Origin of the sequence: Pectobacterium wasabiae CFBP 3304 (assembly GCF_001742185.1) — a bacterium.
GTDB lineage: Bacteria > Pseudomonadota > Gammaproteobacteria > Enterobacterales > Enterobacteriaceae > Pectobacterium > Pectobacterium wasabiae.
In genome coordinates this window covers 3,762,351-3,785,751 of the sequence record NZ_CP015750.1, presented here as the reverse complement: position 1 = coordinate 3,785,751, position 23,401 = coordinate 3,762,351, and the positions used below count along the sequence as shown (strand labels likewise).

Here is a 23,401-nt window from a genome sequence, read left to right as displayed (position 1 = left end):
CTCAGCGATTTGCAAGCTGTTCTATCGGCACATACTGCACCGGATAACCAAAATATCCTGGGCCCGCAACGTCAATCCCTTTCGGCGTTCGCCATTTGTCATTGCACGGATAGGCAATAACATCAACCCGCTGCCCATACCGTAAATGCTCCGTAATAATCGGGCGTCCGGTTTCACTGTCTACTATAGAAATTAAATCAGGAACCACTGCCAGCAGATTATCCTGCGTAGGATCGGCCGTTCGTGATGAACGATACGCCAGCAATAGCTCATTCTGGAAAAGCACCGTAAACGATTCGCCTTTATCGCTCCCCATACCGTCCAGCACCACTTTCCCTCGCGCAAAACCGCCAGTTGTACGCCGAGCAACATCAATAATCTTTCCTGATGCAACGACATGGCCATTCAACACGGTAAGCAGAGACTGTACCGGATGGCTGCCCGACTGATGAGATTCCCGCAGCGTTTTTCCTATATTCTGCGCCAGTGTAAGTGTCCCTTTAATCGCGCTACGTTTGAGCTCGTGTCCACGGAGCGGATAATCACACATCGCGGAGGCGCCCCCCATTTGCTCCGTAATGACTCTGGCTAACTGTTCGGACCACACTCCATCAATTGGATTGAGGATAACCGAGTTACCTTTCTCATCAGCCAGCGTATTGGGTGCCGAAGATAAGCCATCAAGGAAAAAGGTCACCATCTGTGCTTCGGGGAAGGCTCTCCCCATTGCATCACAATCAATAACCGGCAGTCCTTTTTTAGCCGCAACAACAAATGGAATGAGGGAATTAATTCCACCAACTTCGATTGGAAATGTTCCTGAAGATGATTCCTCTAACACCGATTCCATCGTGTCAAAAGCCAAAAGAATCTGGCGCTGTGAAATAATTTTCTCCACAGAAACCGTCGGCGCACCCATCGCGCTACATGGAAAAAAAAGCGAATCATCTTCGATATCATCGAGATTCATCAGAACAATAGGCTGGGCATTACGTAATGCGTTTTTGGCAATTAGCGAACCAAGATAAGGGTCGCCCCCACCCCCAGTACCGAGAACTGACGCCCCTAGTGCAATATCATCTATTGTTTCAGAATCAATATAACGGTTCATTACTTACCCAATAATCACTGAACAACCTAGGGTTTAGAAAACGAATGGGCAGACGTTGCCAACTGCGGAAACATTTTCCGCATAGCGATATACATCACTAGGCTGATTATTATGCCATCCAATGTAGAAACGGATGTGATTGTAAACAAATCAAAGAAGTCTGTAGCTGTTGCTAAACTTACAAAACTACCAGATAGCCATGCGATGAATGCACAAATATTCAGCAATGGCGGTTGTGATACGTCCTGTTTGAGACGCGAGGAATCAAAAAAGTAGTATTCAGCAAGGTAAACCCCTGCAATAGGGGAAATCAGAACGCCTATTAGCGACAAAAATTGAGTAAAATTATTAATCATGCCGTTATAAGCAAGAAGCAAGCCAGCGAATGCCATCACCACAACGAGAATTGGTCGAGATATTGCTCTGATGACGACAGATAAACCTAGTGAGGCTGAAATTAGATTAGAACTATTCGTCGTCCATTGAGCAAAAATTAAAATCACAATGGCTGACAGACCAAGTCCAATACTAAAAAATATTTCGACCAGATCGTCGCTACCAACCATATGGGTTAATATGAGTGCAACAAGAATCGTGGAGCTGTTCCCCAGCAAAAAACCCAAACCTGACCCTAACATAGCATCTTTACGTGTTCTGGAATAACGGGCAATATCCGGTGATACAATACTTGCCGCCACTATCCAGATAGAAACAACGTAAGAAACCGCACTTCCTAAGCTTATTGGGGTTTTAATGGCAATCTCAGTAGGAGAGGAATGGCCGCTGGCTGCGAGATATATACCTGAGACAATGAGTATGAGCATTAGCGGAACGCTTAATATACTTAATTTCCCTAGCGCCCTAACTCCCCAAATAGCCGTCAATGTCATTAATACCATGCCGAAAAGCAAGACAAAAAAACGTCCAGGCTCAAGTTGATAATGTAAGAGTGCTTTTTGCAGCATTACGCCAAAGAAATCGAGTTGAAAAGCGAACCAACCAACCATCGAAACGGCGGAAAATACGCCAATCATTTTCCCACCTAATCGCCCAAAAACAGAGATGCTAAGCAGCGTTGTTGATAACCCACAGCCATAGCCGACGTTAGCACATAATGCGGCGAGAATACCCAGCAAGACGGAGCCAATAAGCGTGGCGCTGATAGCCTGAGAAAAAGGCAGTCCGCTACTTAGAAAAGACCCTAGAAACAAACCAGAAATATCGATCCCCAAAGCCAACCATATTAACGCAATGACATACCAGCTTTTTCTCACTTCTACAGGGACAGGTTCGTATTCATAATCATAGATTCTCCGTTCCTGTTGTTGTTTTCCAGGTACAACATTTCCTTGAGACATCATCCCTCCATCAAATAAGCAGCAAATAATTATTGTATCGTGTGATATTTTATAGAGGTTGCCTGGCGGCGTATAGAACAATGGTGTCGTCAGCAAGCTGACAACACCATTGTGCCTATGGGAGACCCTGATGTGACGCATAAAACCACGCTCTTTTGTGGCAACCGCACCAACGATGCGGCGTAACAACACGATAAATGGGTTTCATATCGATTAATACAGATATATTTTGATGTTAACATTCAGATATGTAATGTATGCGAAGGAAATGCTATGCGCTTAGATAAACTGGAGATCCGCTGGTTAAAGCTTTTTTGTAAAATCGTTGAAAAGCAAGGAATTACCAACGCACAAGCTGCAACGGGCCTGAGCCAACCCGTATTAAGCCACTATCTATCTCGCCTTGAGGATACGCTTGGGCTTGTTTTGTGCGAACGCGGACGTGGTGGTTTTGCCTTAACAACTGAGGGGGAGGTTGTCTACCAGGAAGCAAAATCTGTCATTTCCACACTTGATGATTTTGCTAACAGGTTAGCCCGCATAAAGCATCAGCTTATAGGTAAAGTAAAGCTAGGCTGTCTAGACAATGTCGCTACCCACCCCAATAATGTTATATCTCAGGCGATAACCCGGCTTTATGCCCAAAGTCCCGAAGTCAATGTCGAACTTGATATTATGGAATACCTTCCGCTCATGGAGCGGTTAAAAAATGGACATCTCGATATTGTTCTAAGCGCTTTGCCCGATGACATTCCCGCAGATATTTTTTATGAACCGGTATTCGTTGAACACAGTTACTTTTATTCACTAGCAGAAAATGCTGAAATTATAGAGCGCGAATGGCTCAATGGTGAATTAAATCCTCGTAGGGTAATAATCGGTGGGCATGCTTTCAACGAAATATCTAAACAACTCGGTCCCGTAGCAAAACAAGGCTACCACCAAACAGCATGGCATCTTGAAGGTAGTCTATTACTCGTGCTGGCGGGAACTCATATTTGTTATCTTCCCGACCATTATGCTGCATCTTGGGTGGAAAAAGGGAAACTTGCGGTAGTTGCTCCGGATCGCTTAAAGCTAACCAGCACATTTTATCTAGTGCGAAATGCAAAACAGCGCCTTAGCCCAGTAGCCGAAGCGCTGTGGAATAATATGGTCGAAGCGGGACAAAGTTCGCTTGCCAGCCTAGATGCCGCTAACTCAAGCAGTAGCTAACGGCGTTGGATGGTGATTGGCTTTTCTGAGCAACAGCATCAGGTAGCTCATCGCAATGACAGCAATCAGAACAAACAGTAGCCGATCGGAATAGTTTTGCATCAATACCGCAGCAACGCTTGGCCCACAAAGGCTGCCAAGCGTGTAGCTGAGGAGCAGCGCTTGATTCATGGCGACGAGCTCATCAGGGCTCACTTTTTCACATGCCCACGCCATAGCAACGGGGTACAACGTAAACCCCGCGCATCCCAGTAGGAACAGCGACGGAGCCATAGCATAGTGGCTGATACTTAGCATGGCAATGCAACCAACAATCACCACAAAAACCAGCACCCGAAGAACCAACAATCGACCATAGCGATCGGCCAATCGTCCAACAGGCCATTGGCCGATGATACCGGAGCTGATTAGCAGCGCCATCCAGTATCCAACCTGTGCATCATTCATTCCCTGATGGGAAAGATACAGCGGCATCAGACCATACAATGAGCCTAAAATTGCGCCGGAAATAATACAGCCGTGTACGCCTAAACGCGCACTGCGGTACGTCAGCATTTTCCACATATTCACAGGCTTTTCGTGCTGTTCTGGCGGAACGGGGAGACGAGTAAACAACAGCGGTAATACCGCCAAAATAACTAATGCAACCATCCACGGCAGCACGCTCAATAATGCCGTAGGCAACACGCCAAGCAACAGTTGTCCAATCACACTGCCGAGGTAATAAGCGATCATATAAGCAGCCAGTAGTTGCCCTCTCTGCGCAGATGTTCCACTGCACAACAAGGCACTTTCGACCACAACCCAGATCAATGCACAACCAATCCCGGCAAGAAAACGCCAGAATAACCAGTTGCCAATATCCGTAGCAATACCAAGCCCCACAATCGCGATGCCAAATAATAAAGCGGCGAAATAATAGCTGCGGTTAAACCCATAAAGTTTGATTAACTTGCCGGCGAATAGTGTTCCAACCAAATTGCCACCGAAATAGGATGAGCCAACCAGACCAACCTGCCAGACGGGCAGAGCCTGATAACTCAGCCAAAGTGGAACCAGAGTATTTAACACCGCAATACAAACCGTCAGCAGCAGAAGTCCGCAGAGCAATAGCAGCACTGGGCGAGAATAAGCAGACATAGCGAAGTGGATAACCAAACAACCGGAGAAGAGTGGGCGCATCATGACACTGCGTATATAAAAGTCAATCCGGGCAAAAGTGCTAAAACTTCTTTCTTAAATTATGGATTGAAAGAATTAATCAATATTCACAGAAAGGGCCATTACTTTGAAAACAGAAGGTTACTACTCATATGATTTTAAAACATTTTCAGCTTAAACATTAAGTAACAAAAGCGAGATGGGATAGATAAATTATTTTTACGATAAAAAAATATTACCGAACATGGGACGTAAAAAAAGCGCCCTTAGGCGCTTGATTCAGATAACTGAGGTTTTAGCCAATAAATTCCAGCCCGCCCATATAGGAGCGCAGCACTTCAGGAATTTCAATTCGGCCATCGGCCTGCTGGTAGTTTTCCAGAACAGCCACCAGTGTCCGGCCGACCGCGAGACCAGAACCATTCAACGTGTGAACCAGTCGAGTCTTCTTATCGGACTTGCTACGGCAGCGAGCCTGCATACGACGCGCCTGGAAATCCCACATGTTTGAGCAGGAAGAGATTTCACGATACGTGTCCTGCGCTGGTAACCACACTTCCAGATCGTAAGTTTTGGTGGAACCAAAGCCCATATCCCCCGTACACAGCAATACTTTACGGTAAGGCAATTTCAGCAGTTGCAGTACCGTTTCAGCATGGGTCGTCAATTCTTCCAACGCCTGCATAGAATCTTCAGGGCGGACGATTTGTACCAGCTCAACTTTGTCAAACTGGTGCATACGAATCAACCCACGCGTATCGCGTCCATACGACCCCGCTTCAGAACGGAAACAAGGCGTGTGTGCGGTCATTTTCAATGGCAAGGATTCTTCATCAAGAATCTCGTCACGCACCAGATTAGTCAGCGGAACTTCAGCCGTCGGGATCAATGCATATTGGCTGCTTTCTGCTTCTTCGCTTAACGGATTGGTGTGGAACAGATCTTCACCAAACTTAGGTAACTGGCCCGTACCGTATAACGTGGCGTGGTTTACCAGATAGGGTACATACGCTTCCTGATAACCGTGCTGTTGTGTATGCAAATCCAGCATGAACTGAGCAAGTGCACGATGCAGACGAGCAATCTGTCCTTTCATCACGACAAAACGCGCACCAGTTAGTTTCACTGCGGCAGCAAAATCCAGTCCGGCAGCCATCTCGCCGAGTTCAACATGATCGCGCACGGCAAAATTATACTTACGCGGCTCACCCCAACGGGCAACTTCCTGATTTTGTTTCTCATCTTTACCTAACGGCACAGAATCATCCGGTAGGTTTGGGATCGTTAACGCCAGATCGCGAATCTCATTCTGCAACTGATCCAGCTCTGCTTTCGCAGCATCCAGCTTTTCGCCTAATGTATTAACTTCACGACGTAAAGGCTCGATATCTTCACCGCGTGCTTTCGCTGCACCAATCTCTTTCGATCGGGAGTTACGCTCTGCCTGCAGGCTTTCGGTTTCTACCTGCAATACTTTACGACGTTCTTCCTGCTTACGCAGGGTCTCAACATCCAGCTTAAAGCCTCTGCGAGCCAGTAACTTTTCGGCGACTGCGTCTAGCTCATTACGCAGTAAATTGGGATCGAGCATGCTAATCCTGTGCTTATGATTATCAAATGAAATGGTGGCGTACACGGCGCGCTACGCGGCCGGCTTCAGAAAATACCCCAATAACCTTACCGCAACGCTTAGTTCAACGATAGCGTTTTGTCGGGCTATTTTGATCCTGAGTCGCTAGCCAGGCGAGCTTTTCACCAAATTTGCCCTCAAGACCACGCGAGGTAGGCGCGTAATAGTGCGTATCCGCCATTTCCGGGGGAAAGTAACTCTCTCCCGCCGCATAGGCGTTAGGTTCGTTGTGCGCGTACCGATACTCTGCTCCAAGCCCCATTTCTTTCATCAACCGGGTAGGCGCATTGCGCAAATGTTCGGGAACATCATAGTCTGGTTTCTCGCGCGCATCCTGCATCGCCGCTTTGAAAGCGCTATATACCGCGTTACTTTTAGGCGCGCAGGCGAGATAAACGATAGCCTGTGCAATAGCACGTTCTCCCTCTGCCGGCCCAACGCGAGTGAAACAATCCCAGGCAGAGATAGCCACCTGCATCGCACGCGGATCGGCGTTGCCGACATCTTCCGAAGCAATCGCCAATAGTCGCCGCGCAACATACAGCGGATCGCCGCCAGCGGTGATGATTCGAGCGTACCAATAAAGTGCCGCATCCGGCGCAGACCCTCTCACCGATTTATGCAAAGCAGAAATCAGGTCGTAATAGCGATCGCCCTTGTTATCAAAACGGGCACTGCGTTCGCCAGCGATTTCATTGAGGAGGGCTGGCGTTAGGACACGCATACCCTGCGCATCAATTTCCGCCATGTCCGCCATCATTTCCAGGCTATTCAGCGCACGTCTGGCATCGCCATTGACCAACTCTGCCAGCATTCGACTGGTTTCAGCAGGCAGGACAATATTCTGTTCACCGTATCCGCGTTCGCGATCGCTCATCGCCTGCAGCAACACCTGTTCGATATCTTCTGCCGTCAACGCTTTTAGCAAATAGACGCGGGCGCGTGATAACAACGCCGAGTTAAGTTCAAAAGAAGGGTTTTCGGTTGTTGCACCAATGAAGGTAATTGTTCCATCTTCAATGTGTGGCAGAAACGCATCCTGCTGGCTTTTATTGAAACGATGAACTTCATCAACAAACAAAATGGTACGTCGCCCTGCATTTCGATTTTGCCGAGCGCGCTCAATCGCTTCACGAATTTCTTTGATGCCGGACGTCACGGCAGAAATTCGCTCAACATCTGCCTGCCCGTAATGTCCAATTAATTCTGCCAGCGTCGTTTTTCCCGTTCCTGGCGGCCCCCAGAGGATCATCGAGTGCAACTGCCCTGCCTCAATGGCTCGAGGCAGTGGCTTAGAGGCACCTAACAGGTGCTGTTGACCAATGTATTGCGCCAATGTTGCTGGCCGCATACGCGCAGCCAGCGGTTGGAATTCATTATGGGAAAAATCAAGTGACAGGTTGCTCACGCTGGCCTCACTGACGCTGATCGTCCAGCGTGACGCCTTTAGGTGGCGTGAATGTAAATCGCGCGGCATTAACAGCACCGTTTTGCTGATTTTTCAGCACATAGGTACTACGCTGCCCATCTTGTTCCGTCGCGGTAAATTGCTTGATCGTGCCGTTTGTCGTCACATTAATCGCGAACTGTTTCAGATTGCCACTCTCTGACTTCGGTGTAAGCTCGAAATCATCACCTTTCTGCCGCACATCGTATTTATCCCAATCGCCGGTATCGTTACGCGTAATCAGGATGAATGGCGTGTTACCTGTCGCATCTTTCAACCAGGTCGCCGTGACTTGCTCAACAAAGGGATTGTAGAACCAGAGCGTTTTCCCGTCAGAAATCAATGCACTTTCATCAGGCGATGTTGTTTTCCAGTTAAATAAATTAGGGCGTTTTAACCACAGCTCACCTTCCCCTTCCTGCACCGCTGCGCCATCCGCGCTGGTGACGGTCTGGCTGAAGTTTGCATGGAAACTGTTTACTTTATTGAGCCGCCCCTGCAAATCTTTTGCCGCGTCTGCATAGACAGCGGTTGACGTCATTCCCGCAATCAGGCAACTGATAGCTAACCACTTTTTCATACGCATAATCCTTTGTATTTCCTGATATAACAGGCCTTTTTTATCAAGACCAAACGCTTAGTGTTACGCCGATGTTCTTTGTAGATCACAGTTATTTGTGAACCATTGCGATTTATGAATCTATGTTATCTGAACCCACTCGGACAGTGGTAGATGAATTATCTGCTTATTACTGCTTTTACGCTTCTTTGCATAAGGGCTGCACATGCAGCCCTTATGATGGAGTGATTTCAACTGATACCGCGTGGTTATTCCATTGATGGTGGCGCTAACACCTCGCGGTTACCATTGTGTCCAGGAGAACTGACGATGCCCTGAGCCTCCATTTGCTCAACGATTCGCGCTGCGCGGTTATAGCCGATTCGGAACTGACGCTGTACGCCAGAGATTGATGCACGACGTTTATCGACCACAAATCCTACGGCCTGATCGAACAAAGGATCGAGTTCTTCATCGCCATCAAGGCCGAGACTCCCGCCTTCCCCATCGTCGCCACCGCTGACGATATTATCGATATATTGAGGGCGACCACGTGCTTTCCAGTCTTGAACCACCGCGTGGACTTCCTCATCGCGCACAAAAGCCCCATGCACACGGACAGGGATCGAGGAGTTGGGAGCCATATACAGCATATCCCCCATTCCCAAGAGCGATTCCGCGCCCCCTTGATCGAGGATAGTCCGTGAGTCGATTTTACTCGAAACGGTAAACGCGATACGTGTCGGAATATTCGCCTTGATAAGCCCAGTGATCACGTCAACGGAAGGACGTTGTGTCGCCAGTACCAGGTGAATCCCCGCAGCTCGCGCTTTTTGTGCTAATCGAGCAATCAGTTCTTCAACCTTCTTCCCCACCGCCATTATCAGATCGGCAAATTCATCGACCATGACGACAATATACGGCAGTTTCTCCAGCACTGGCGGTGTCATATCCATACTGTCGCCCGGCTTCCAGAACGGATCGGGAATTGGACGACCCATCGCATTTGCTGTCATCACGCGTTCGTTGTATCCCGCCAGATTACGCACACCAAGCGCTGACATCAGCTTATAGCGACGCTCCATTTCACCCACACACCAGCGCAGCGCATTTGCCGCATCCTTCATATCGGTCACAACTTCTGTCAACAAATGCGGAATGCCTTCGTACACGGAAAGTTCCAGCATTTTTGGATCGATCATGATAAAGCGCACGTCTTCTGGCGTGGCTTTATACAACATACTGATGATCATGGCGTTGACACCAACTGACTTACCCGACCCCGTGGTACCCGCAACCAGCAGGTGCGGCATTTTTGCCAAATCAGCAACGACGGGTTCGCCTGCAATATCTTTCCCCAACACGATCGCCAGCGGTGAAGGGTTATGTCGGAATGCGTCGCAGTCCAGCACTTCTCGCAGATATACCGTCTGACGATGCGCGTTCGGTAATTCCAGCCCAACATACGGTCTACCGGGAATCACCTCAACAATACGCACGGCAACAACTGACAGTGACCGCGCCAAATCGCGTGACAAATTCGAGATACGTGCCGCTTTAACGCCCGGTGCCAAATCGAGTTCAAAACGCGTGATCACCGGACCAGGAGAGTGATCGACCACATCCGCTTTTACCCGGAAATCAGCCAGACGCGCTTCAATCAGTCGCGCAGTCTGTTCCAGCGCGAAATTATCAACAGGCGCTTCGCTGGCAGGCGGAGGAGTCAACAAATCCAACGTTGGCAACGGTGTTGTCGGTTTCTGCAGCGGTTGTTCATTACGCACCAGGAACGGATGAATCAGGCCATCCATTGCAGGATGGTGCGCTAGTGCATTTTCCTGTTTCGCTTCCTCAATAGGCGCTGGCATCGGTTGCACTGGCTGACCAAACATCAGCGGGCTGCGCCCCTCGTCGTCATCCTCATCTTCACCAGCATGCATCGGTGGAAGCGTTGGCTCGGCGCGATAGGACGGCGGCGAATACGGGGATTCAGATTCGTTAAACGTATGCGGTTCAGATTCGTGTTCATTCCCCGCACTAAACGGCGAGAACGAAAAGGCGTTATATGGAGCCACAGGGGTTGGGTGAACCGGCTCACTGACCGCAGGTGACGCTAGCGAAACAGGGGCTTCCTCATCAGGCTGCGGCGCGCTGGCGTCATAACGAGACTGCTGCTGCGCAGCGAAATCTCTGGCTAACTGCGCTTGCAGAAGTGCATCTTCATCGTCTTCCTGTAACGGGTACGCTTCACCATAACGCTGGCGCTGCTGGTCCAGATACGCTTGTTGCAACGCAGTTTCTTGCTGCGCGATGTCATCCGGTGTCTCTTCCTGATACACGTCGTTCGTCAATTCCGTTTCTACGCTATCGCTCTGCGCCTGTAGCCTTGCTTGCTCTTCGGCCAGCCGCTGCGACGGTAACTTGATTCCATATGACGCCAACTCGCGGCGAGTAGGAATGCGTACCGGGTTAGGACGTGGCAGTTCCGGCCCTACGCCGCGTTTAATCTGCGGGTTATCATCCGCATCAGCACTGAACGCCGGCATAAAGGTGTTATTCGCGTTGAAATCGATATCACGTGCAGATTGTGACGGATCAGCAAACGGTTGAGCCACTGGCGGCGTTACGATCGCCGGTACGACACTATTTCCGTAAGCATTCCCGTAAGGCATAGATGCACTGCCATAGGGCTCAGGCGGGGTTACGTTCTCCTGCATCGATACAGGAGGTTCAGGGATCTCAAACGAATACAGCGGCGGATTCAGCGGTGGCGTCGAGTCAATCGCAGATGGCGTAACAGGCGACACAATGCCAGGTAATGACGAGTCAGACAATGCTGCCGCTGGCGTTTCTGCCGAGAGCATCGATTGTGTAGCAGTCGGCACGTTTTCAATTGAAGATGATGCCTCTTCTATCGCGTTATCTGCCACCGTGTCGTGTACGGCATCAGCAACGGAAGGGGCAGAAAACAGAACGTCATCGTCATCTCGCGGTTGCGTTATCGCCTCACCGGAGGTTTCATCGTGATGCAGGTTAAGCACATCGTTCTCATCCTCTTCACGATCGTTTTCTTCGCGATAATTCTCATCACGATAGTCCTCATCGCGACGTGAACGGTTTGACATGAATGTCAGACAACCCAACACTCCAGCGCCAATTTTTTCGGCGATCGTTAACCATGACCAGCCGGTAAACAACGTTAACCCAGCCCCCCAGACACACAGCAGAACCAGCGTCGCCCCCATGCTATTGAAACGTGGAATCATTGAGCTGCTCAACAGGCTTCCCAATACACCACCGGAAGCAAAATAGTAGAGATCGTCAATATTTAACGCAGCCAGACCACAAGAGGTCAGGATCAGTGCCAACGTCCCAATCAGGCGAAGTGAAAAAGTAAAGTACTCAATGGATTGGTGGTTATCACGCTGGCGGAAAGCCACCCAGCACAGGGATAACATAATCGGTGGAATGGCATAGGCCAGAACGCCAAAAATAAAGAACAGCGTATCCGCCAGCCAGGCACCTGCCACACCACCAACGTTATGGATAGGCTCATGCCACGCAGTCTGCGACCAACTGGGATCGGAGGGGCTGAAACTAAGCAATGCGACACTGAGATAAACGGCAAAAAGTGCCACAACGATTAAAATCGCTTCAAGCAAACGACGTGTTCCGCTGAGTTTCTTCAGGGTAACGTCTTTATCTTCTGTATATTCCTGGCTCAAGAGTCTCTCCAGGGGCCTGTAAGGTTTATGACAAAGCGCCGAGAAAACCCGGCGCTGGGACTGTATAAATTCACAGGAGTGTAGCTGAATTTATCGGGTTTTGCACCCACGCGTTTACCGAGTCTTAATGACCAGACGGTTGCTTTGCTTCACTTCTTCCATCACTACGTAAGTACGGGTGTCGTTTACACCCGGCAAACGCAGCAGCGTTTCGCCCAGGAGTTTACGGTAAGCGGACATGTCCGGTACGCGCGTTTTCAACAGGTAGTCAAAATCACCGGAAACCAGATGGCATTCCTGAATTTCTTCCAACTTCTGCACCGCAGAGTTAAACTGTTCAAACACATCAGGCGCACCGCGATTTAGCGTTATTTCAACAAAAACCAGCAGTGACGCATCCAGATAATGCGGGTTTAGCAGCGCTGTGTAGCCATTAATGAAACCCTGTCTTTCCAGACGACGTACACGCTCCAGACAAGGTGTTGGCGACAGTCCAACCCGTTTGGAAAGCTCGACATTGGAAATACGCCCATCTTTTTGCAATTCGTTCAGGATGTTACGATCAATACGATCGAGATCTTTTCCTGGTCGCTTTTTAGTGTCTACCATTATTATTGTCTCTCTTCACTTTTCCCTGCACCCGCTTTACCCCGATAGACCTCATGTATCAGAGTTACCCTTAAAGAAGACACGCTGCCTATTTTGTCTATCAACAGTCATTAACTTTTCGCTCTCGCCCCACGTATTGCTCACCCGCGAAGAAGACCATCACGTCATATCCGTGGCCCAAAGGCCTACCTGCGCAAAAACGAATAAAAAAGCCGAGCTTTTAACTGTCCACATACAAAAAATTTCCTCTTACCTAGATGTTTTCGCAAATGCACAGCCGATTGTCAAAGTAAAACAACGAAAATCAGAAGAAACTGCCAGATCCGATAAGCCAGAGCCATCCGCAGGGGTAAGCTCAATCATTTTACTTATGAATGCGTCTGATTTTTCAGCAATTTATCATCTCCATCGTCGTTAACGATTAAACAAATAGCCAGCAACTTTTCTGCATACTTTTTTTACTCTTGTAATTTCCTTACAATCGTTCTCATTGTTCGTGGTAGATATGTTCGTTGCTAAAGACACGTGTTTGTCGTAAAGGCTGGTTCTATGAACATTATCCGCCGTCATGAAATGAGGAAAGCATGGGTACCGTTAAACATCACAAGTTATTGATTCTGGGCTCAGGCCCCGCTGGCTACACTGCCGCAGTGTATGCTGCACGCGCGAATTTACAGCCAGTATTAATCACGGGTATGGAAAAAGGCGGTCAACTGACGACCACGACCGAAGTAGAAAATTGGCCGGGCGATGCCGACGATTTAACTGGCCCGCTGTTGATGGAGCGTATGCACGCCCATGCGACCAAGTTCAATACCGAAGTGATTTTTGATCATATTGAACGTGTTGATTTGCAGAACCGTCCATTCCGTCTATTCGGCGATAGCGACGAATACACCTGTGATGCGCTGATCATCGCCACGGGCGCATCGGCTCGCTACCTTGGCCTACCGTCTGAAGACGCGTTTAAAGGCAAAGGCGTTTCCGCCTGTGCAACCTGTGATGGATTCTTTTATCGGAATCAGAAAGTTGCCGTCGTTGGCGGCGGGAATACCGCTGTCGAAGAAGCACTGTATTTGTCTAACATCGCTGCGGAAGTCCATTTGATCCACCGCCGTGAAACGTTCCGTTCAGAGAAGATCCTGATCGACCGTCTGATGGACAAAGTCAAAAACGGCAACATCATCCTGCACACCAACCGCACGCTGGATGAAGTGCTGGGCGATGATATGGGCGTAACGGGTGTACGTATCCGTGATACGCAAAGCGATGCCGCTGAAGAATTGGAACTGGCTGGCGTGTTTATCGCTATCGGCCACAGCCCGAATACTGCCGTGTTTGGCGACCAATTGGCGCTGGAAAACGGCTATATCAAAGTGCAATCTGGTATTCATGGTAACGCGACACAAACCAGCATTCCTGGCGTCTTTGCCGCAGGCGATGTAATGGACCACATTTACCGTCAGGCGATTACCTCCGCAGGTACAGGTTGTATGGCTGCACTGGATGCTGAACGTTACCTGGATGGACTGACCATCAACAAGTAGTGCGATACCGAAACGGAGCGGCGGCGGCCGTTCCGTTTTCTTCCTTCCGATTTGCCTGCCGCAACACAAAAATTGATCGCCTCCCTCATTTCCCCTCTCCTTTTCATTTGCAGCGCGTTCCTGTCGCGGTAACATGGCGGCATTCTGTATGATAGAAGATAATTTTGTTACCTAACAGTTACATGATGGTTATTTTCTGTTAAGTCCATTTCTGCAACATAACGAACTGGTGCCCGATGAAAAAAACCAGACAGCAAGAACTAACCGCTTGGCTGAAACAACAAAGTAAGCTGGCACAACGGTGGTTACGCCTTTCACTGCTGCTTGGATTCCTGAGCGGCGCGTTAATCGTGGCGCAAGCCTGGCTATTAGCTACTCTGCTTCATGCCTTGATCATTGAGCATGCCCCCCGAGAATCCCTGCTTTCCCCCTTCCTTCTGCTGATCGCCACCTTTATTCTGCGTGCGCTTAACAACCTGTTGCGTGAACGTGTCGGTTTTCTTTGCGGACAAGCGGTTCGACAGCACATCCGCAAACTGGTACTGGATCGATTACAGCAGCTTGGCCCAGCCTGGGTTCAGGGTAAACCCGCCGGCAGTTGGGCAACGATGATCCTTGAACAGGTAGATGATATGCAGGACTACTACGCCCGCTATCTGCCGCAAATGTATCTTGCCGCACTGATCCCGCTGCTTATCTTGATCACCATTTTTCCGCTCAACTGGGCAGCGGGTCTGATTCTGTTTCTGACTGCACCGCTCATCCCTCTGTTTATGGCACTGGTCGGCATGGGCGCAGCGGATGCCAATCGACGTAACTTTTTGGCGTTGGCTCGCCTGAGCGGACACTTCCTCGATCGCCTGCGTGGGATAGAGACACTACGCCTGTTTCATCGCGGTCAGGCTGAAACTGAACAAATCCGTCATGCTTCCGAAGATTTCCGTAGCCGCACCATGGAAGTGCTGCGCATGGCATTTCTCTCCTCGGGTGTGCTGGAGTTTTTCGCCTCTATTTCGATCGCGGTTGTCGCCGTCTATTTCGGTTTCTCTTATCTCGGGGAGCTAGATTTTGGCCATTATGGAATGGGCGTGACGCTCTTTGCCGGTTTTCTCGTGCTGATTCTTGCGCCGGAATTCTTTCAACCTTTACGCGATCTGGGCACCTTCTACCATGCCAAAGCTCAGGCTATCGGCGCAGCGGAATCACTAGTGACCTTTTTAGCCGAAGAAGGCGAATCGGTTGGCTTTGGCACACATGAATTCAGCAGTGATACCGCCATTGCCATCCGCGCGGAAGACCTGGTGGTCCTCGCCCCCAATGGCACGCCGTTAACCCAACCGTTAACCTTCGATATCCGTGCTGGCGAACGTATCGCCTTGGTCGGCATCAGCGGTGCAGGGAAAAGTTCTCTGCTTAACGCGCTATTGGGGTTTCTGCCTTATCGCGGTTCATTAACCGTTAATGGCAAAGCACTAAACACACTGACGTCTGAATCGTGGCGTAAACAGTTGAGCTGGGTCGGGCAAAATCCCCATTTGCCGGAACCAACGCTGCGCAGCAATATTCTGCTCGGTAACCCGCAGGCCAGCATTGTGGCGTTACAGCAGGCGATTGAGCGTGCCTATGTGCAGGAATTTCTACTGCAACTCCCACAGGGTCTGGAAACCGCGATCGGTGACGGCGCTGCACGCTTGTCTGTCGGGCAGGCGCAGCGCGTCGCCGTTGCCCGTGCGCTTATCCATCCTTGCAACTTATTACTGCTGGATGAGCCGTCAGCCAGCCTCGATGCCCATAGCGAGGAGTTGGTTATGAGTGCGTTGAACACAGCAGCACGTTCCCAAACCACGCTGCTGGTCACGCATCAGCTCAACGATATCACCGACTATGACGCGATTTGGGTGATGGACGGGGGTCGCCTGGTCCAGCAGGGGGACTATCAAACACTTCGCGCCGAAACAGGCCCTTTCGCGGCACTGCTGGCACAACGACAGGGGGCGCTGTAATGGCTCAGATAAAAACGATGCGAGTATTAAAACCATTTCTGGCACTTTATCGTCAGCATATTTGGCGCTTAAGTCTGGGTGTGGTGCTGGCAATCGCCACATTGCTGGCCAGCATCGGCCTGCTCGCCCTATCCGGCTGGTTTCTCGCTGGAGCCGCACTGGCAGGGATCGTCGGGCTACTCACCTTTAACTACATGCTACCCGCTGCAGGCGTGCGGGGTGCCGCTATCGCACGTACCGCAGGACGTTATGGAGAAAGAGTCGTCAGCCACGATGCGACATTTCGTGTTCTGCTGCGTCTGCGTGTTTTCACCTTTTCTCGTATTCTGCCGCTCTCTCCGGGTGGGCTGGCACAGTTTCGTCAGGCTGAACTGCTAAACCGACTTGTGGCAGACGTTGATACACTTGACCACCTCTACCTTCGCGTTATTTCGCCTATTGTCAGCGCTTTTGCCGTCATTCTCATCGTCTGTTACGGTCTGAGTTTCATTGATGCCACATTAGCTCTGACGCTTGGTGCCATCATGCTGGTGCTCTTGCTCTGCCTGCCGATTGTGTTTTATCGGGCAGGTAACGGCATCGGGCAGGATTTGACCGCACTGCGCGCGCAATACCGCCTGCTGCTAACGACCTGGCTGCAAGGTCAAGCGGAGTTAACCGTTTTCGGCGCACTCGACCGTGTCCGTCAACAGTTGGCACTGGTAGAAATTAACTGGCTGCGTCGCCAGCGCCAGCAGGCCAACCTTACCGGTCTGTCTCAGGCGGTGATGATTTTATGCAGTGGGCTGACCGTTACGCTGATTCTATGGCTTGCCGCCGATGGTGTTGGCGGTAACACACAGCCCGGTGCGTTAATCGCCCTGTTCGTGTTCGCGTCACTTGCCGCCTTCGAAGCACTGGCACCGGTCACAGTGGCCTTCCAGCATATGGGACAAGTCATTGCTTCCGCCGCAAGGGTCGATCAAATCATTCGTCAGCCTGTTGACGTCACGTTCCCAACGCGTGGCCCAGAAACTTCACGCACAGCTTTACTTGAACTCTCACATGTCAACTTCACTTATCCCGGTCAGCCACAGCCCGTGCTGCAAAATATCACGCTCTCTATTCAGGCAGGCGAGCATCTGGCACTGCTGGGGCGCACCGGATGCGGGAAATCGACGTTATTACAATTGCTGACTCGGGCATGGAATTGTGAATACGGGGACATTACGCTCAATGGGCACCCGCTTGCCAATTGGCGGGAAGACGATCTCCGCGCCATGATGAGTGTGGTGCCGCAGCGTGTGCACATTTTCAGCGCAACGCTACGTGATAATCTGTTACTGGCTGCACCGACGGCACAGGACGAAAAACTGAACGAGGTATTACAACAGGTAGGGTTGGAAAAACTGCTAGAAAACGAAGGGCTGAATGCCTGGCTGGGAGAAGGCGGCCGTCAACTCTCCGGTGGCGAACAACGTCGCATCGCCTTAGCGCGTGCATTATTACATGACGCGCCATTAGTTCTGTTAGATGAACCCACCGAGGGGCTGGACGCCGAAACCGAAAAACGTATCCTGCTGTTACTCCGCCAACACTGTGCCGATAAAACCTTAATTGTCATCACTCACCGGTTATACGGTTTAGAATCAATGGATCGCATCTGTATTCTGGACGATGGTAACGTGATCGAACAGGGCAGCCATCAGGCTTTGATGGCACAACAAGGTCGTTATTGGCAATTCCGCCAACACGTTTAAGGCAAACGCCGTTGCAATACAACGTTTGAAAAATATGCGCCTATATCAGCTATCGTCTCACTCGCTTCAGTTTCCTGACCCGAATCATGCGCTGGATGACCCCAATGGCCTGCTGGCCGTTGGCGGCGATCTCTCCGTTGCCCGGTTAAACGCGGCTTACCGACAGGGAATTTTTCCCTGGTTCTCCCCCGGTGAACCGATCTTATGGTGGTCTCCGAATCCGCGCGCAGTCCTGTTTCCCGGCGAATTCCATCTCAGCCGTAGTATGAAAAAATTTCTGAAGCGCCATACTTTTATCGCCACGCTGAATCAGGCATTTGATGATGTCATTCACGCGTGTGCGCACGAACACCATGACGGAACCTGGATTACGCCGGACATAATTTCAGCTTATCGCCAGCTTCATCAGGTTGGGAAAGCACATTCCGTCGAAGTGTGGCACAATGGCGCACTGGTTGGTGGGTTATATGGCATTGAACAAGGGCGATTATTTTGCGGTGAATCAATGTTCAGCCGTATGGATAACGCCTCAAAATATGCGTTGCTGGCGTTTCAGCAGCATTTTGTTCATCATGGCGGCCAGTTGATTGACTGTCAGGTGTTAAATTCTCACACAGCCTCGCTGGGCGTGAATGAAATTTCCCGAGATCGCTTTCTGCAGCAGCTTTCCCAATGGCAGGATATCGCTGTTGATGACGGTTGTTGGTTACCACAACAGCTCACCGAACCGACATAGCGATAAAGGAAACCGGGTAAATAACGCTCCAAACGTGAACGCTTCTTTACATAATGTCGGTTTTTCGGCATTATCTTGCGGTTAAAAAATAAAGGTAGTTAGACCTAGAGGATTCGATGGCCAAAGAAGACAATATTGAAATGCAAGGCACCGTGCTTGATACGCTGCCCAACACCATGTTCCGCGTTGAATTGGAAAACGGGCACGTGGTTACCGCTCATATCTCCGGTAAAATGCGTAAAAACTATATCCGCATCCTGACGGGTGACAAAGTCACTGTAGAGTTAACCCCGTACGACCTGAGTAAAGGCCGCATTGTCTTCCGCAGCCGTTAACCGGTTAGCTCATCGCTGATAACGGCGATATATGAGGATGTGACTCCTTCTCCAGCCCTTTCCTTTATGGCAAGGGCTTTTGTTTTTTTGATACTCCCCGTCCCTACTTTCACCCTAGCATCATCCTGCTCATCGACTTTCAATCCTGATTGAACGATCGCACCAAATAAAATCATCTCTTTTTTAAAGATAATTGGCGTATAGTTCATGTGGATATAAATTAAAGATATAATTGATGAGATGCTCATATAAGGACGTGACATGTTTAAACCAAATAGCTTAATCATTTATGTTGAAGATGTTTCATTAAGCACTGAATTTTATAAAAAAATATTAAAATTAGAACCGTTAGAAACCTATGAGGAATTTTCTGTTTTTCCTCTCGCCTCCGAGTTTATTTTAGGCATTCAGTCTAAATCAGGAATTGATCCAAAACCTCAAGCTCAATTTGGTGGGTTTGAAATTTGCCTGTCCGATGTCACCCCAAGTGATGTGGACACGATATATCAGGAATGGAAAGAATTAGGCGTCAAATTTGAACTGGAGCCAATAAATCTTGATTTCGGTTATACCTTTGTTGCCATAGATCCTGATGGGCATCGATTGAGAGTCTGCGCGACGGACACAAGTAACATCTCCTAGCCAGAAGCGACCTATAGATAGGTGTGTTGTCCTCTGTATCCCATTAACAATGAACATTAACGTAGTCGGCGCACCAATAAAAAAGGGATGCATCAGCATCCCTCTTAGGCAATACGCAGTATCAATTAATTAACGCTTTCCGCTTTACGCTTCTGCGCACTCTGGAAGCCATACGTGAGCTGTTGCGCCTCTTTATCCAGTTCCACCGTGACAGACCCCCCATCCACCAGCGAACCAAACAGCAGCTCGTTAGCCAGCGGTTTCTTGAGGCTTTCCTGCATTACGCGCGCCATAGGTCGGGCCCCCATCGCTTTGTCATAGCCTTTTTCTGCCAGCCAATCGCGTGCTTCATCACTGACTTCCAGCGATACGCCTTTCGCATCCAACTGCGCCTGAAGTTCAACGATAAATTTATCGACAACCTGCTGGATAACGTCGGTAGATAGGTGGTTGAACCAGATAATGCCATCCAGACGGTTACGGAATTCAGGCGTAAACACCTTCTTGATCTCTTCCATCGCATCCGTACTGTTGTCCTGATGGATGATACCGATGGATTTACGCTGTGTTTCCCGCACGCCCGCATTGGTAGTCATAACAACAATGACATTGCGGAAATCCGCTTTGCGACCATTGTTATCCGTCAGCGTACCGTTATCCATCACCTGCAACAGCAGGTTAAAGACGTCAGGGTGCGCTTTTTCGATCTCATCCAGCAGCAGTACCGCATGAGGATGCTTAATAACAGCATCCGTCAGCAGGCCGCCCTGATCGTAGCCAACATAGCCTGGAGGCGCACCAATCAAGCGGCTGACGGTATGACGCTCCATGTATTCGGACATATCAAAACGCAATAACTCGATATCCAGCGCCTTCGCCAGTTGCAGCGTCACTTCCGTCTTACCGACACCCGTAGGGCCAGCGAATAGGAAGGACCCTACCGGCTTACGCTCCTGACCCAACCCTGCACGGCTCATCTTGATGGATTCAGACAACGCTTCAATCGCTTTATCCTGTCCAAACACCAGCATTTTCAGGCGATCGCTGAGATTCTTCAGCACATCACGATCGCTGGCAGAAACCGTTTTTTCTGGAATGCGGGCGATACGGGCGACAACCGATTCGATATCACTCACGTTGACCGTTTTCTTACGTTTGCTGGCTGGCATCAAACGACTGCGCGCGCCAGCTTCATCAATCACATCAATGGCTTTATCTGGTAAATGACGATCGTTGATATATTTCACCGCCAGCTCTACCGCAGCACGAACGGCTTTAGAGGTATAACGAACATCATGGTGAGCCTCATACTTCGGCTTCAAACCATTAATGATTTGTATGGTTTCTTCCACACTGGGTTCAGTGATATCGATTTTTTGGAAACGACGCGCCAGCGCCCGATCCTTTTCAAAGATATTGCTGAACTCCTGATAGGTGGTGGATCCAATGACGCGGATCCTGCCGCTGGAGAGCAGCGGTTTAATCAGGTTTGCGGCATCCACCTGACCACCTGACGCAGCACCCGCACCGATAATTGTGTGGATTTCATCAATGAACAGGATGCTGTTTTTATCCTGTTCCAACTGTTTCAACAGTGCCTTGAACCGTTTTTCAAAGTCACCGCGATATTTGGTGCCTGCCAGCAACGCACCGATGTCCAGTGAGTACAGGGTGCATTCCGCCATCACTTCCGGTACATCGCCTTGCACAATACGCCAGGCCAGCCCTTCTGCAATCGCGGTTTTACCCACGCCGGATTCGCCGACCAGCAGCGGGTTATTCTTACGGCGGCGGCATAATACCTGAATCGTGCGCTCCAGTTCTTTCTCCCGGCCAATGAGCGGATCGATACCGCCAACGCGAGCCAGTTGATTCAGATTGGTGGTGAAGTTTTCCATACGATCTTCCCCTCCTGCCTGTTCTTCATTGACGGGACTTTCAGGGTTCGGTGCCTGATCGGTTTCTTCTTTACGCGTACCGTGAGAAATAAAGTTCACGACATCCAGACGGCTAACGTCATGCTTGCGCAGCAGGTAGGCGGCCTGAGATTCCTGTTCGCTAAAAATGGCAACCAGAACGTTGGCGCCAGACACTTCGCTGCGGCCAGAAGACTGCACATGAAAGACGGCGCGTTGCAATACGCGCTGGAAGCTGAGCGTCGGCTGAGTTTCGCGCTCATCGTCACTCTGCGGTAATGTTGGTGTGGTCTGTTCAATGAAGGCTTCCAGTTCCTGGCGCAGTGCGGCTAAATCTACCGTACAGGCCTCCAACGCTTCACGCGCGGCCGGATTACTGAGCAGAGCCAGCAACAGGTGCTCCACGGTCATAAACTCGTGTCGGTGCTCACGCGCTCTGGCGAAAGCCATGTTGAGACTGAGTTCCAGTTCTTGATTGAGCATAGGCACCTCTCCCAATAAATCGCCTGACTTCAGGCTTTTTCCAGCGTACAGAGCAGCGGGTGCTCGTTTTCTCTGGCATAACGATTGACTTGTACGACCTTGGTCTCAGCCACTTCAGCGCTGAATACGCCACAAATTGCTTTACCCTGATAATGCACAGTTAACATAAGCTGTGTGGCACGTTCAATATCATAAGAAAAGAACTTTTGCAGAACGTCAATAACAAATTCCATCGGGGTGTAATCATCGTTATTCAACACCACGTTATACATGGAGGGCGGCTGCAATTTTTCTTTCTGTTTATCAGCGGTCAGGTTCTCAGATTGTGACCACGTGCTGTTGTTTCCCATTCTCTATCCACATCATGTAACGAATATCGTGATTCACGACATTGGTCTGTTTATTCCCAATAAATCCGAGAAGCAGGAAACGAGCACCTGCAACTTGAAAGATGACGGGTATCTCTTAATGCTGGCCATTTAAGTCTGGTTTTAGGGGGAAACACGGGGATGAGGCTCCCGTAGCGATGCCTCGCGCCGTGTTTCCCTCGATATCTCGATCCTTAAACGATCGACATTACGGGTATTTCTACATTTACAGTAGCACGTCTACTTTTTATTTTACCACCTGAGGGAATAAATGGTTCCCGGAAAGTAAAATTCAAGGCCAACGCTCGATATCTTGATTACGCCCCGCGATCGCGGGTACGGCAATAGCGTTATCTGCATCAAATTTTGACAAACTCCCTCGCCCACCACACGGTAGATTGCTTGACGTCGGGATCGATTTCACTAAAGTGTACGGATGAATTGATGAGGTTTTAATCAATTCGTATTCGTAGTAACCAAATAACCACACCTTACTGAAAAAGAACACTCTTGCGAAGGATGTCAATGCATGGAGACAGGTACTGTTAAATGGTTCAATAATGCCAAAGGGTTTGGTTTTATCTGTCCAGAAGGGGGCGGTGACGATATCTTCGCACACTACTCAACCATTCAGATGGATGGCTACCGAACGCTGAAAGCCGGACAGGTTGTCAGATTTGACGTACATCAAGGGCCGAAAGGCAATCATGCTTGCCTGATCGTCCCGCAAATCGTCGAGGCCATATCCTGATTCCTTCCACACCCTACACTTCTACTCAGAATACGCGACGCTAAACAGTAAAAACGAATATAATGC

At 49.7% G+C, this 23,401-nt stretch carries 19 protein-coding genes; 8 read left to right on the top strand and 11 right to left on the bottom strand.

The features are described from left to right. Window position 1: 1 nt before the first annotated feature. Both A7983_RS17265 and A7983_RS17260 read right to left on the bottom strand, forming a co-directional pair. Window positions 2–1,111, bottom strand: a complete 1,110-nt coding sequence (locus tag A7983_RS17265; RefSeq protein WP_005967548.1) for a DUF917 domain-containing protein — start codon at window positions 1,109–1,111, stop codon at window positions 2–4. A gap of 26 nt (window positions 1,112–1,137) precedes the next feature. Continuing rightward, window positions 1,138–2,469 carry a cytosine permease gene (locus A7983_RS17260; RefSeq protein ID WP_005967547.1) on the bottom strand — a complete coding sequence of 444 codons (1,332 nt, stop codon included), beginning with the start codon at window positions 2,467–2,469 and terminating at the stop codon, window positions 1,138–1,140. A gap of 273 nt (window positions 2,470–2,742) precedes the next feature. On the opposite strand from A7983_RS17260, the gene A7983_RS17255 reads away from it, so the two are divergent. Further along, the gene (locus tag A7983_RS17255; RefSeq protein WP_005967545.1) at window positions 2,743–3,684 is read left to right on the top strand and encodes a LysR family transcriptional regulator; all 942 of its coding nucleotides are present in this window, start codon (window positions 2,743–2,745) and stop codon (window positions 3,682–3,684) included. Here A7983_RS17255 and A7983_RS17250 read toward each other — a convergent pair. The 6 genes from A7983_RS17250 to lrp all read right to left on the bottom strand — a co-directional run bounded on the left by A7983_RS17250 (window position 3,670) and on the right by lrp (window position 12,815). Next, window positions 3,670–4,824, bottom strand: coding sequence for an MFS transporter (locus A7983_RS17250; protein ID WP_039477392.1), 1,155 nt, complete (start codon window positions 4,822–4,824; stop codon window positions 3,670–3,672). The two genes, A7983_RS17255 and A7983_RS17250, sit on opposite strands and share 15 nt — an antisense overlap. 316 nt (window positions 4,825–5,140) lie before the next feature. Continuing rightward, window positions 5,141–6,436, bottom strand: a complete 1,296-nt coding sequence (serS, locus tag A7983_RS17245; RefSeq protein ID WP_005967541.1) for a serine--tRNA ligase — start codon at window positions 6,434–6,436, stop codon at window positions 5,141–5,143. Between the two features lie 103 nt (window positions 6,437–6,539). After that, entirely contained in the window at window positions 6,540–7,883 is a 1,344-nt protein-coding gene (locus tag A7983_RS17240) for a replication-associated recombination protein A (protein ID WP_005967539.1), read from the bottom strand. Window positions 7,884–7,890: 7 nt separating this feature from the next. Next, window positions 7,891–8,502, bottom strand: a complete 612-nt coding sequence (gene lolA / locus A7983_RS17235) for an outer membrane lipoprotein chaperone LolA (RefSeq protein WP_005967538.1) — start codon at window positions 8,500–8,502, stop codon at window positions 7,891–7,893. 248 nt (window positions 8,503–8,750) lie between these two features. Next, the gene (locus A7983_RS17230) at window positions 8,751–12,206 is read right to left on the bottom strand and encodes a DNA translocase FtsK 4TM domain-containing protein (RefSeq protein WP_005967537.1); all 3,456 of its coding nucleotides are present in this window, start codon (window positions 12,204–12,206) and stop codon (window positions 8,751–8,753) included. Window positions 12,207–12,320: 114 nt separating this feature from the next. Continuing rightward, on the bottom strand, window positions 12,321–12,815 hold the full coding sequence (gene lrp / locus A7983_RS17225; protein WP_005967536.1) for a leucine-responsive transcriptional regulator Lrp: 495 nt from the start codon (window positions 12,813–12,815) through the stop codon (window positions 12,321–12,323). A 584-nt stretch (window positions 12,816–13,399) separates the two neighbouring features. Here lrp and trxB point away from each other — a divergent pair. The 5 genes from trxB (at window position 13,400) to infA (ending at window position 19,175) form a co-directional block, all read left to right on the top strand. Then, window positions 13,400–14,362 carry a thioredoxin-disulfide reductase gene (gene trxB / locus A7983_RS17220; RefSeq protein ID WP_005967535.1) on the top strand — a complete coding sequence of 321 codons (963 nt, stop codon included), beginning with the start codon at window positions 13,400–13,402 and terminating at the stop codon, window positions 14,360–14,362. A gap of 236 nt (window positions 14,363–14,598) precedes the next feature. Then, window positions 14,599–16,365, top strand: a complete 1,767-nt coding sequence (cydD, locus tag A7983_RS17215; RefSeq protein ID WP_005967534.1) for a heme ABC transporter permease/ATP-binding protein CydD — start codon at window positions 14,599–14,601, stop codon at window positions 16,363–16,365. Continuing rightward, a complete protein-coding gene (cydC, locus tag A7983_RS17210; RefSeq protein WP_005967533.1) occupies window positions 16,365–18,104 on the top strand; it encodes a heme ABC transporter ATP-binding protein/permease CydC in 1,740 nt (579 codons plus the stop codon). Before cydD ends, cydC begins: the two co-directional genes overlap by 1 nt. A gap of 34 nt (window positions 18,105–18,138) precedes the next feature. After that, entirely contained in the window at window positions 18,139–18,840 is a 702-nt protein-coding gene (gene aat / locus A7983_RS17205; protein WP_005967532.1) for a leucyl/phenylalanyl-tRNA--protein transferase, read from the top strand. A 116-nt stretch (window positions 18,841–18,956) separates the two neighbouring features. Continuing rightward, window positions 18,957–19,175 (top strand): translation initiation factor IF-1, encoded by a 219-nt coding sequence (gene infA / locus A7983_RS17200; protein ID WP_002211347.1) that lies wholly within the window; start codon window positions 18,957–18,959, stop codon window positions 19,173–19,175. Here the strand turns inward: infA and A7983_RS17195 are convergent. After that, on the bottom strand, window positions 19,172–19,438 hold the full coding sequence (locus tag A7983_RS17195) for a hypothetical protein (protein ID WP_039488499.1): 267 nt from the start codon (window positions 19,436–19,438) through the stop codon (window positions 19,172–19,174). The two genes, infA and A7983_RS17195, sit on opposite strands and share 4 nt — an antisense overlap. Here A7983_RS17195 and A7983_RS17190 point away from each other — a divergent pair. After that, window positions 19,437–19,817, top strand: a complete 381-nt coding sequence (locus A7983_RS17190) for a VOC family protein (protein ID WP_005967389.1) — start codon at window positions 19,437–19,439, stop codon at window positions 19,815–19,817. The two genes, A7983_RS17195 and A7983_RS17190, sit on opposite strands and share 2 nt — an antisense overlap. A 125-nt stretch (window positions 19,818–19,942) precedes the next feature. Here A7983_RS17190 and clpA read toward each other — a convergent pair whose 3' ends face one another. Together clpA and clpS are read right to left on the bottom strand one after the other, a co-directional pair. After that, window positions 19,943–22,216, bottom strand: coding sequence for an ATP-dependent Clp protease ATP-binding subunit ClpA (gene clpA / locus A7983_RS17185; RefSeq protein WP_005967387.1), 2,274 nt, complete (start codon window positions 22,214–22,216; stop codon window positions 19,943–19,945). A 29-nt stretch (window positions 22,217–22,245) separates the two neighbouring features. Then, entirely contained in the window at window positions 22,246–22,566 is a 321-nt protein-coding gene (gene clpS / locus A7983_RS17180) for an ATP-dependent Clp protease adapter ClpS (protein WP_005967385.1), read from the bottom strand. 547 nt (window positions 22,567–23,113) lie between these two features. Between clpS and cspD the strand changes: the two genes are divergently transcribed. Then, a complete protein-coding gene (gene cspD, locus A7983_RS17175; RefSeq protein WP_005967383.1) occupies window positions 23,114–23,335 on the top strand; it encodes a cold shock-like protein CspD in 222 nt (73 codons plus the stop codon). Window positions 23,336–23,401: the final 66 nt, after the last annotated feature.

Coding starts and splice junctions, on each gene's coding strand:
- A7983_RS17190 (WP_005967389.1), top strand. CDS start 19,437: ATGTTTAAACCAAATAGCTTAATCATTTATGTTGAAGATGTTTCATTA.
- clpS (WP_005967385.1), bottom strand. CDS start 22,566: ATGGGAAACAACAGCACGTGGTCACAATCTGAGAACCTGACCGCTGAT.
- A7983_RS17260 (WP_005967547.1), bottom strand. CDS start 2,469: ATGTCTCAAGGAAATGTTGTACCTGGAAAACAACAACAGGAACGGAGA.
- cydD (WP_005967534.1), top strand. CDS start 14,599: ATGAAAAAAACCAGACAGCAAGAACTAACCGCTTGGCTGAAACAACAA.
- A7983_RS17265 (WP_005967548.1), bottom strand. CDS start 1,111: ATGAACCGTTATATTGATTCTGAAACAATAGATGATATTGCACTAGGG.
- A7983_RS17250 (WP_039477392.1), bottom strand. CDS start 4,824: ATGTCTGCTTATTCTCGCCCAGTGCTGCTATTGCTCTGCGGACTTCTG.
- cydC (WP_005967533.1), top strand. CDS start 16,365: ATGGCTCAGATAAAAACGATGCGAGTATTAAAACCATTTCTGGCACTT.
- cspD (WP_005967383.1), top strand. CDS start 23,114: ATGGAGACAGGTACTGTTAAATGGTTCAATAATGCCAAAGGGTTTGGT.
- trxB (WP_005967535.1), top strand. CDS start 13,400: ATGGGTACCGTTAAACATCACAAGTTATTGATTCTGGGCTCAGGCCCC.
- lolA (WP_005967538.1), bottom strand. CDS start 8,502: ATGAAAAAGTGGTTAGCTATCAGTTGCCTGATTGCGGGAATGACGTCA.
- A7983_RS17195 (WP_039488499.1), bottom strand. CDS start 19,438: ATGTCACGTCCTTATATGAGCATCTCATCAATTATATCTTTAATTTAT.
- infA (WP_002211347.1), top strand. CDS start 18,957: ATGGCCAAAGAAGACAATATTGAAATGCAAGGCACCGTGCTTGATACG.
- serS (WP_005967541.1), bottom strand. CDS start 6,436: ATGCTCGATCCCAATTTACTGCGTAATGAGCTAGACGCAGTCGCCGAA.
- aat (WP_005967532.1), top strand. CDS start 18,139: ATGCGCCTATATCAGCTATCGTCTCACTCGCTTCAGTTTCCTGACCCG.
- A7983_RS17255 (WP_005967545.1), top strand. CDS start 2,743: ATGCGCTTAGATAAACTGGAGATCCGCTGGTTAAAGCTTTTTTGTAAA.
- clpA (WP_005967387.1), bottom strand. CDS start 22,216: ATGCTCAATCAAGAACTGGAACTCAGTCTCAACATGGCTTTCGCCAGA.
- lrp (WP_005967536.1), bottom strand. CDS start 12,815: ATGGTAGACACTAAAAAGCGACCAGGAAAAGATCTCGATCGTATTGAT.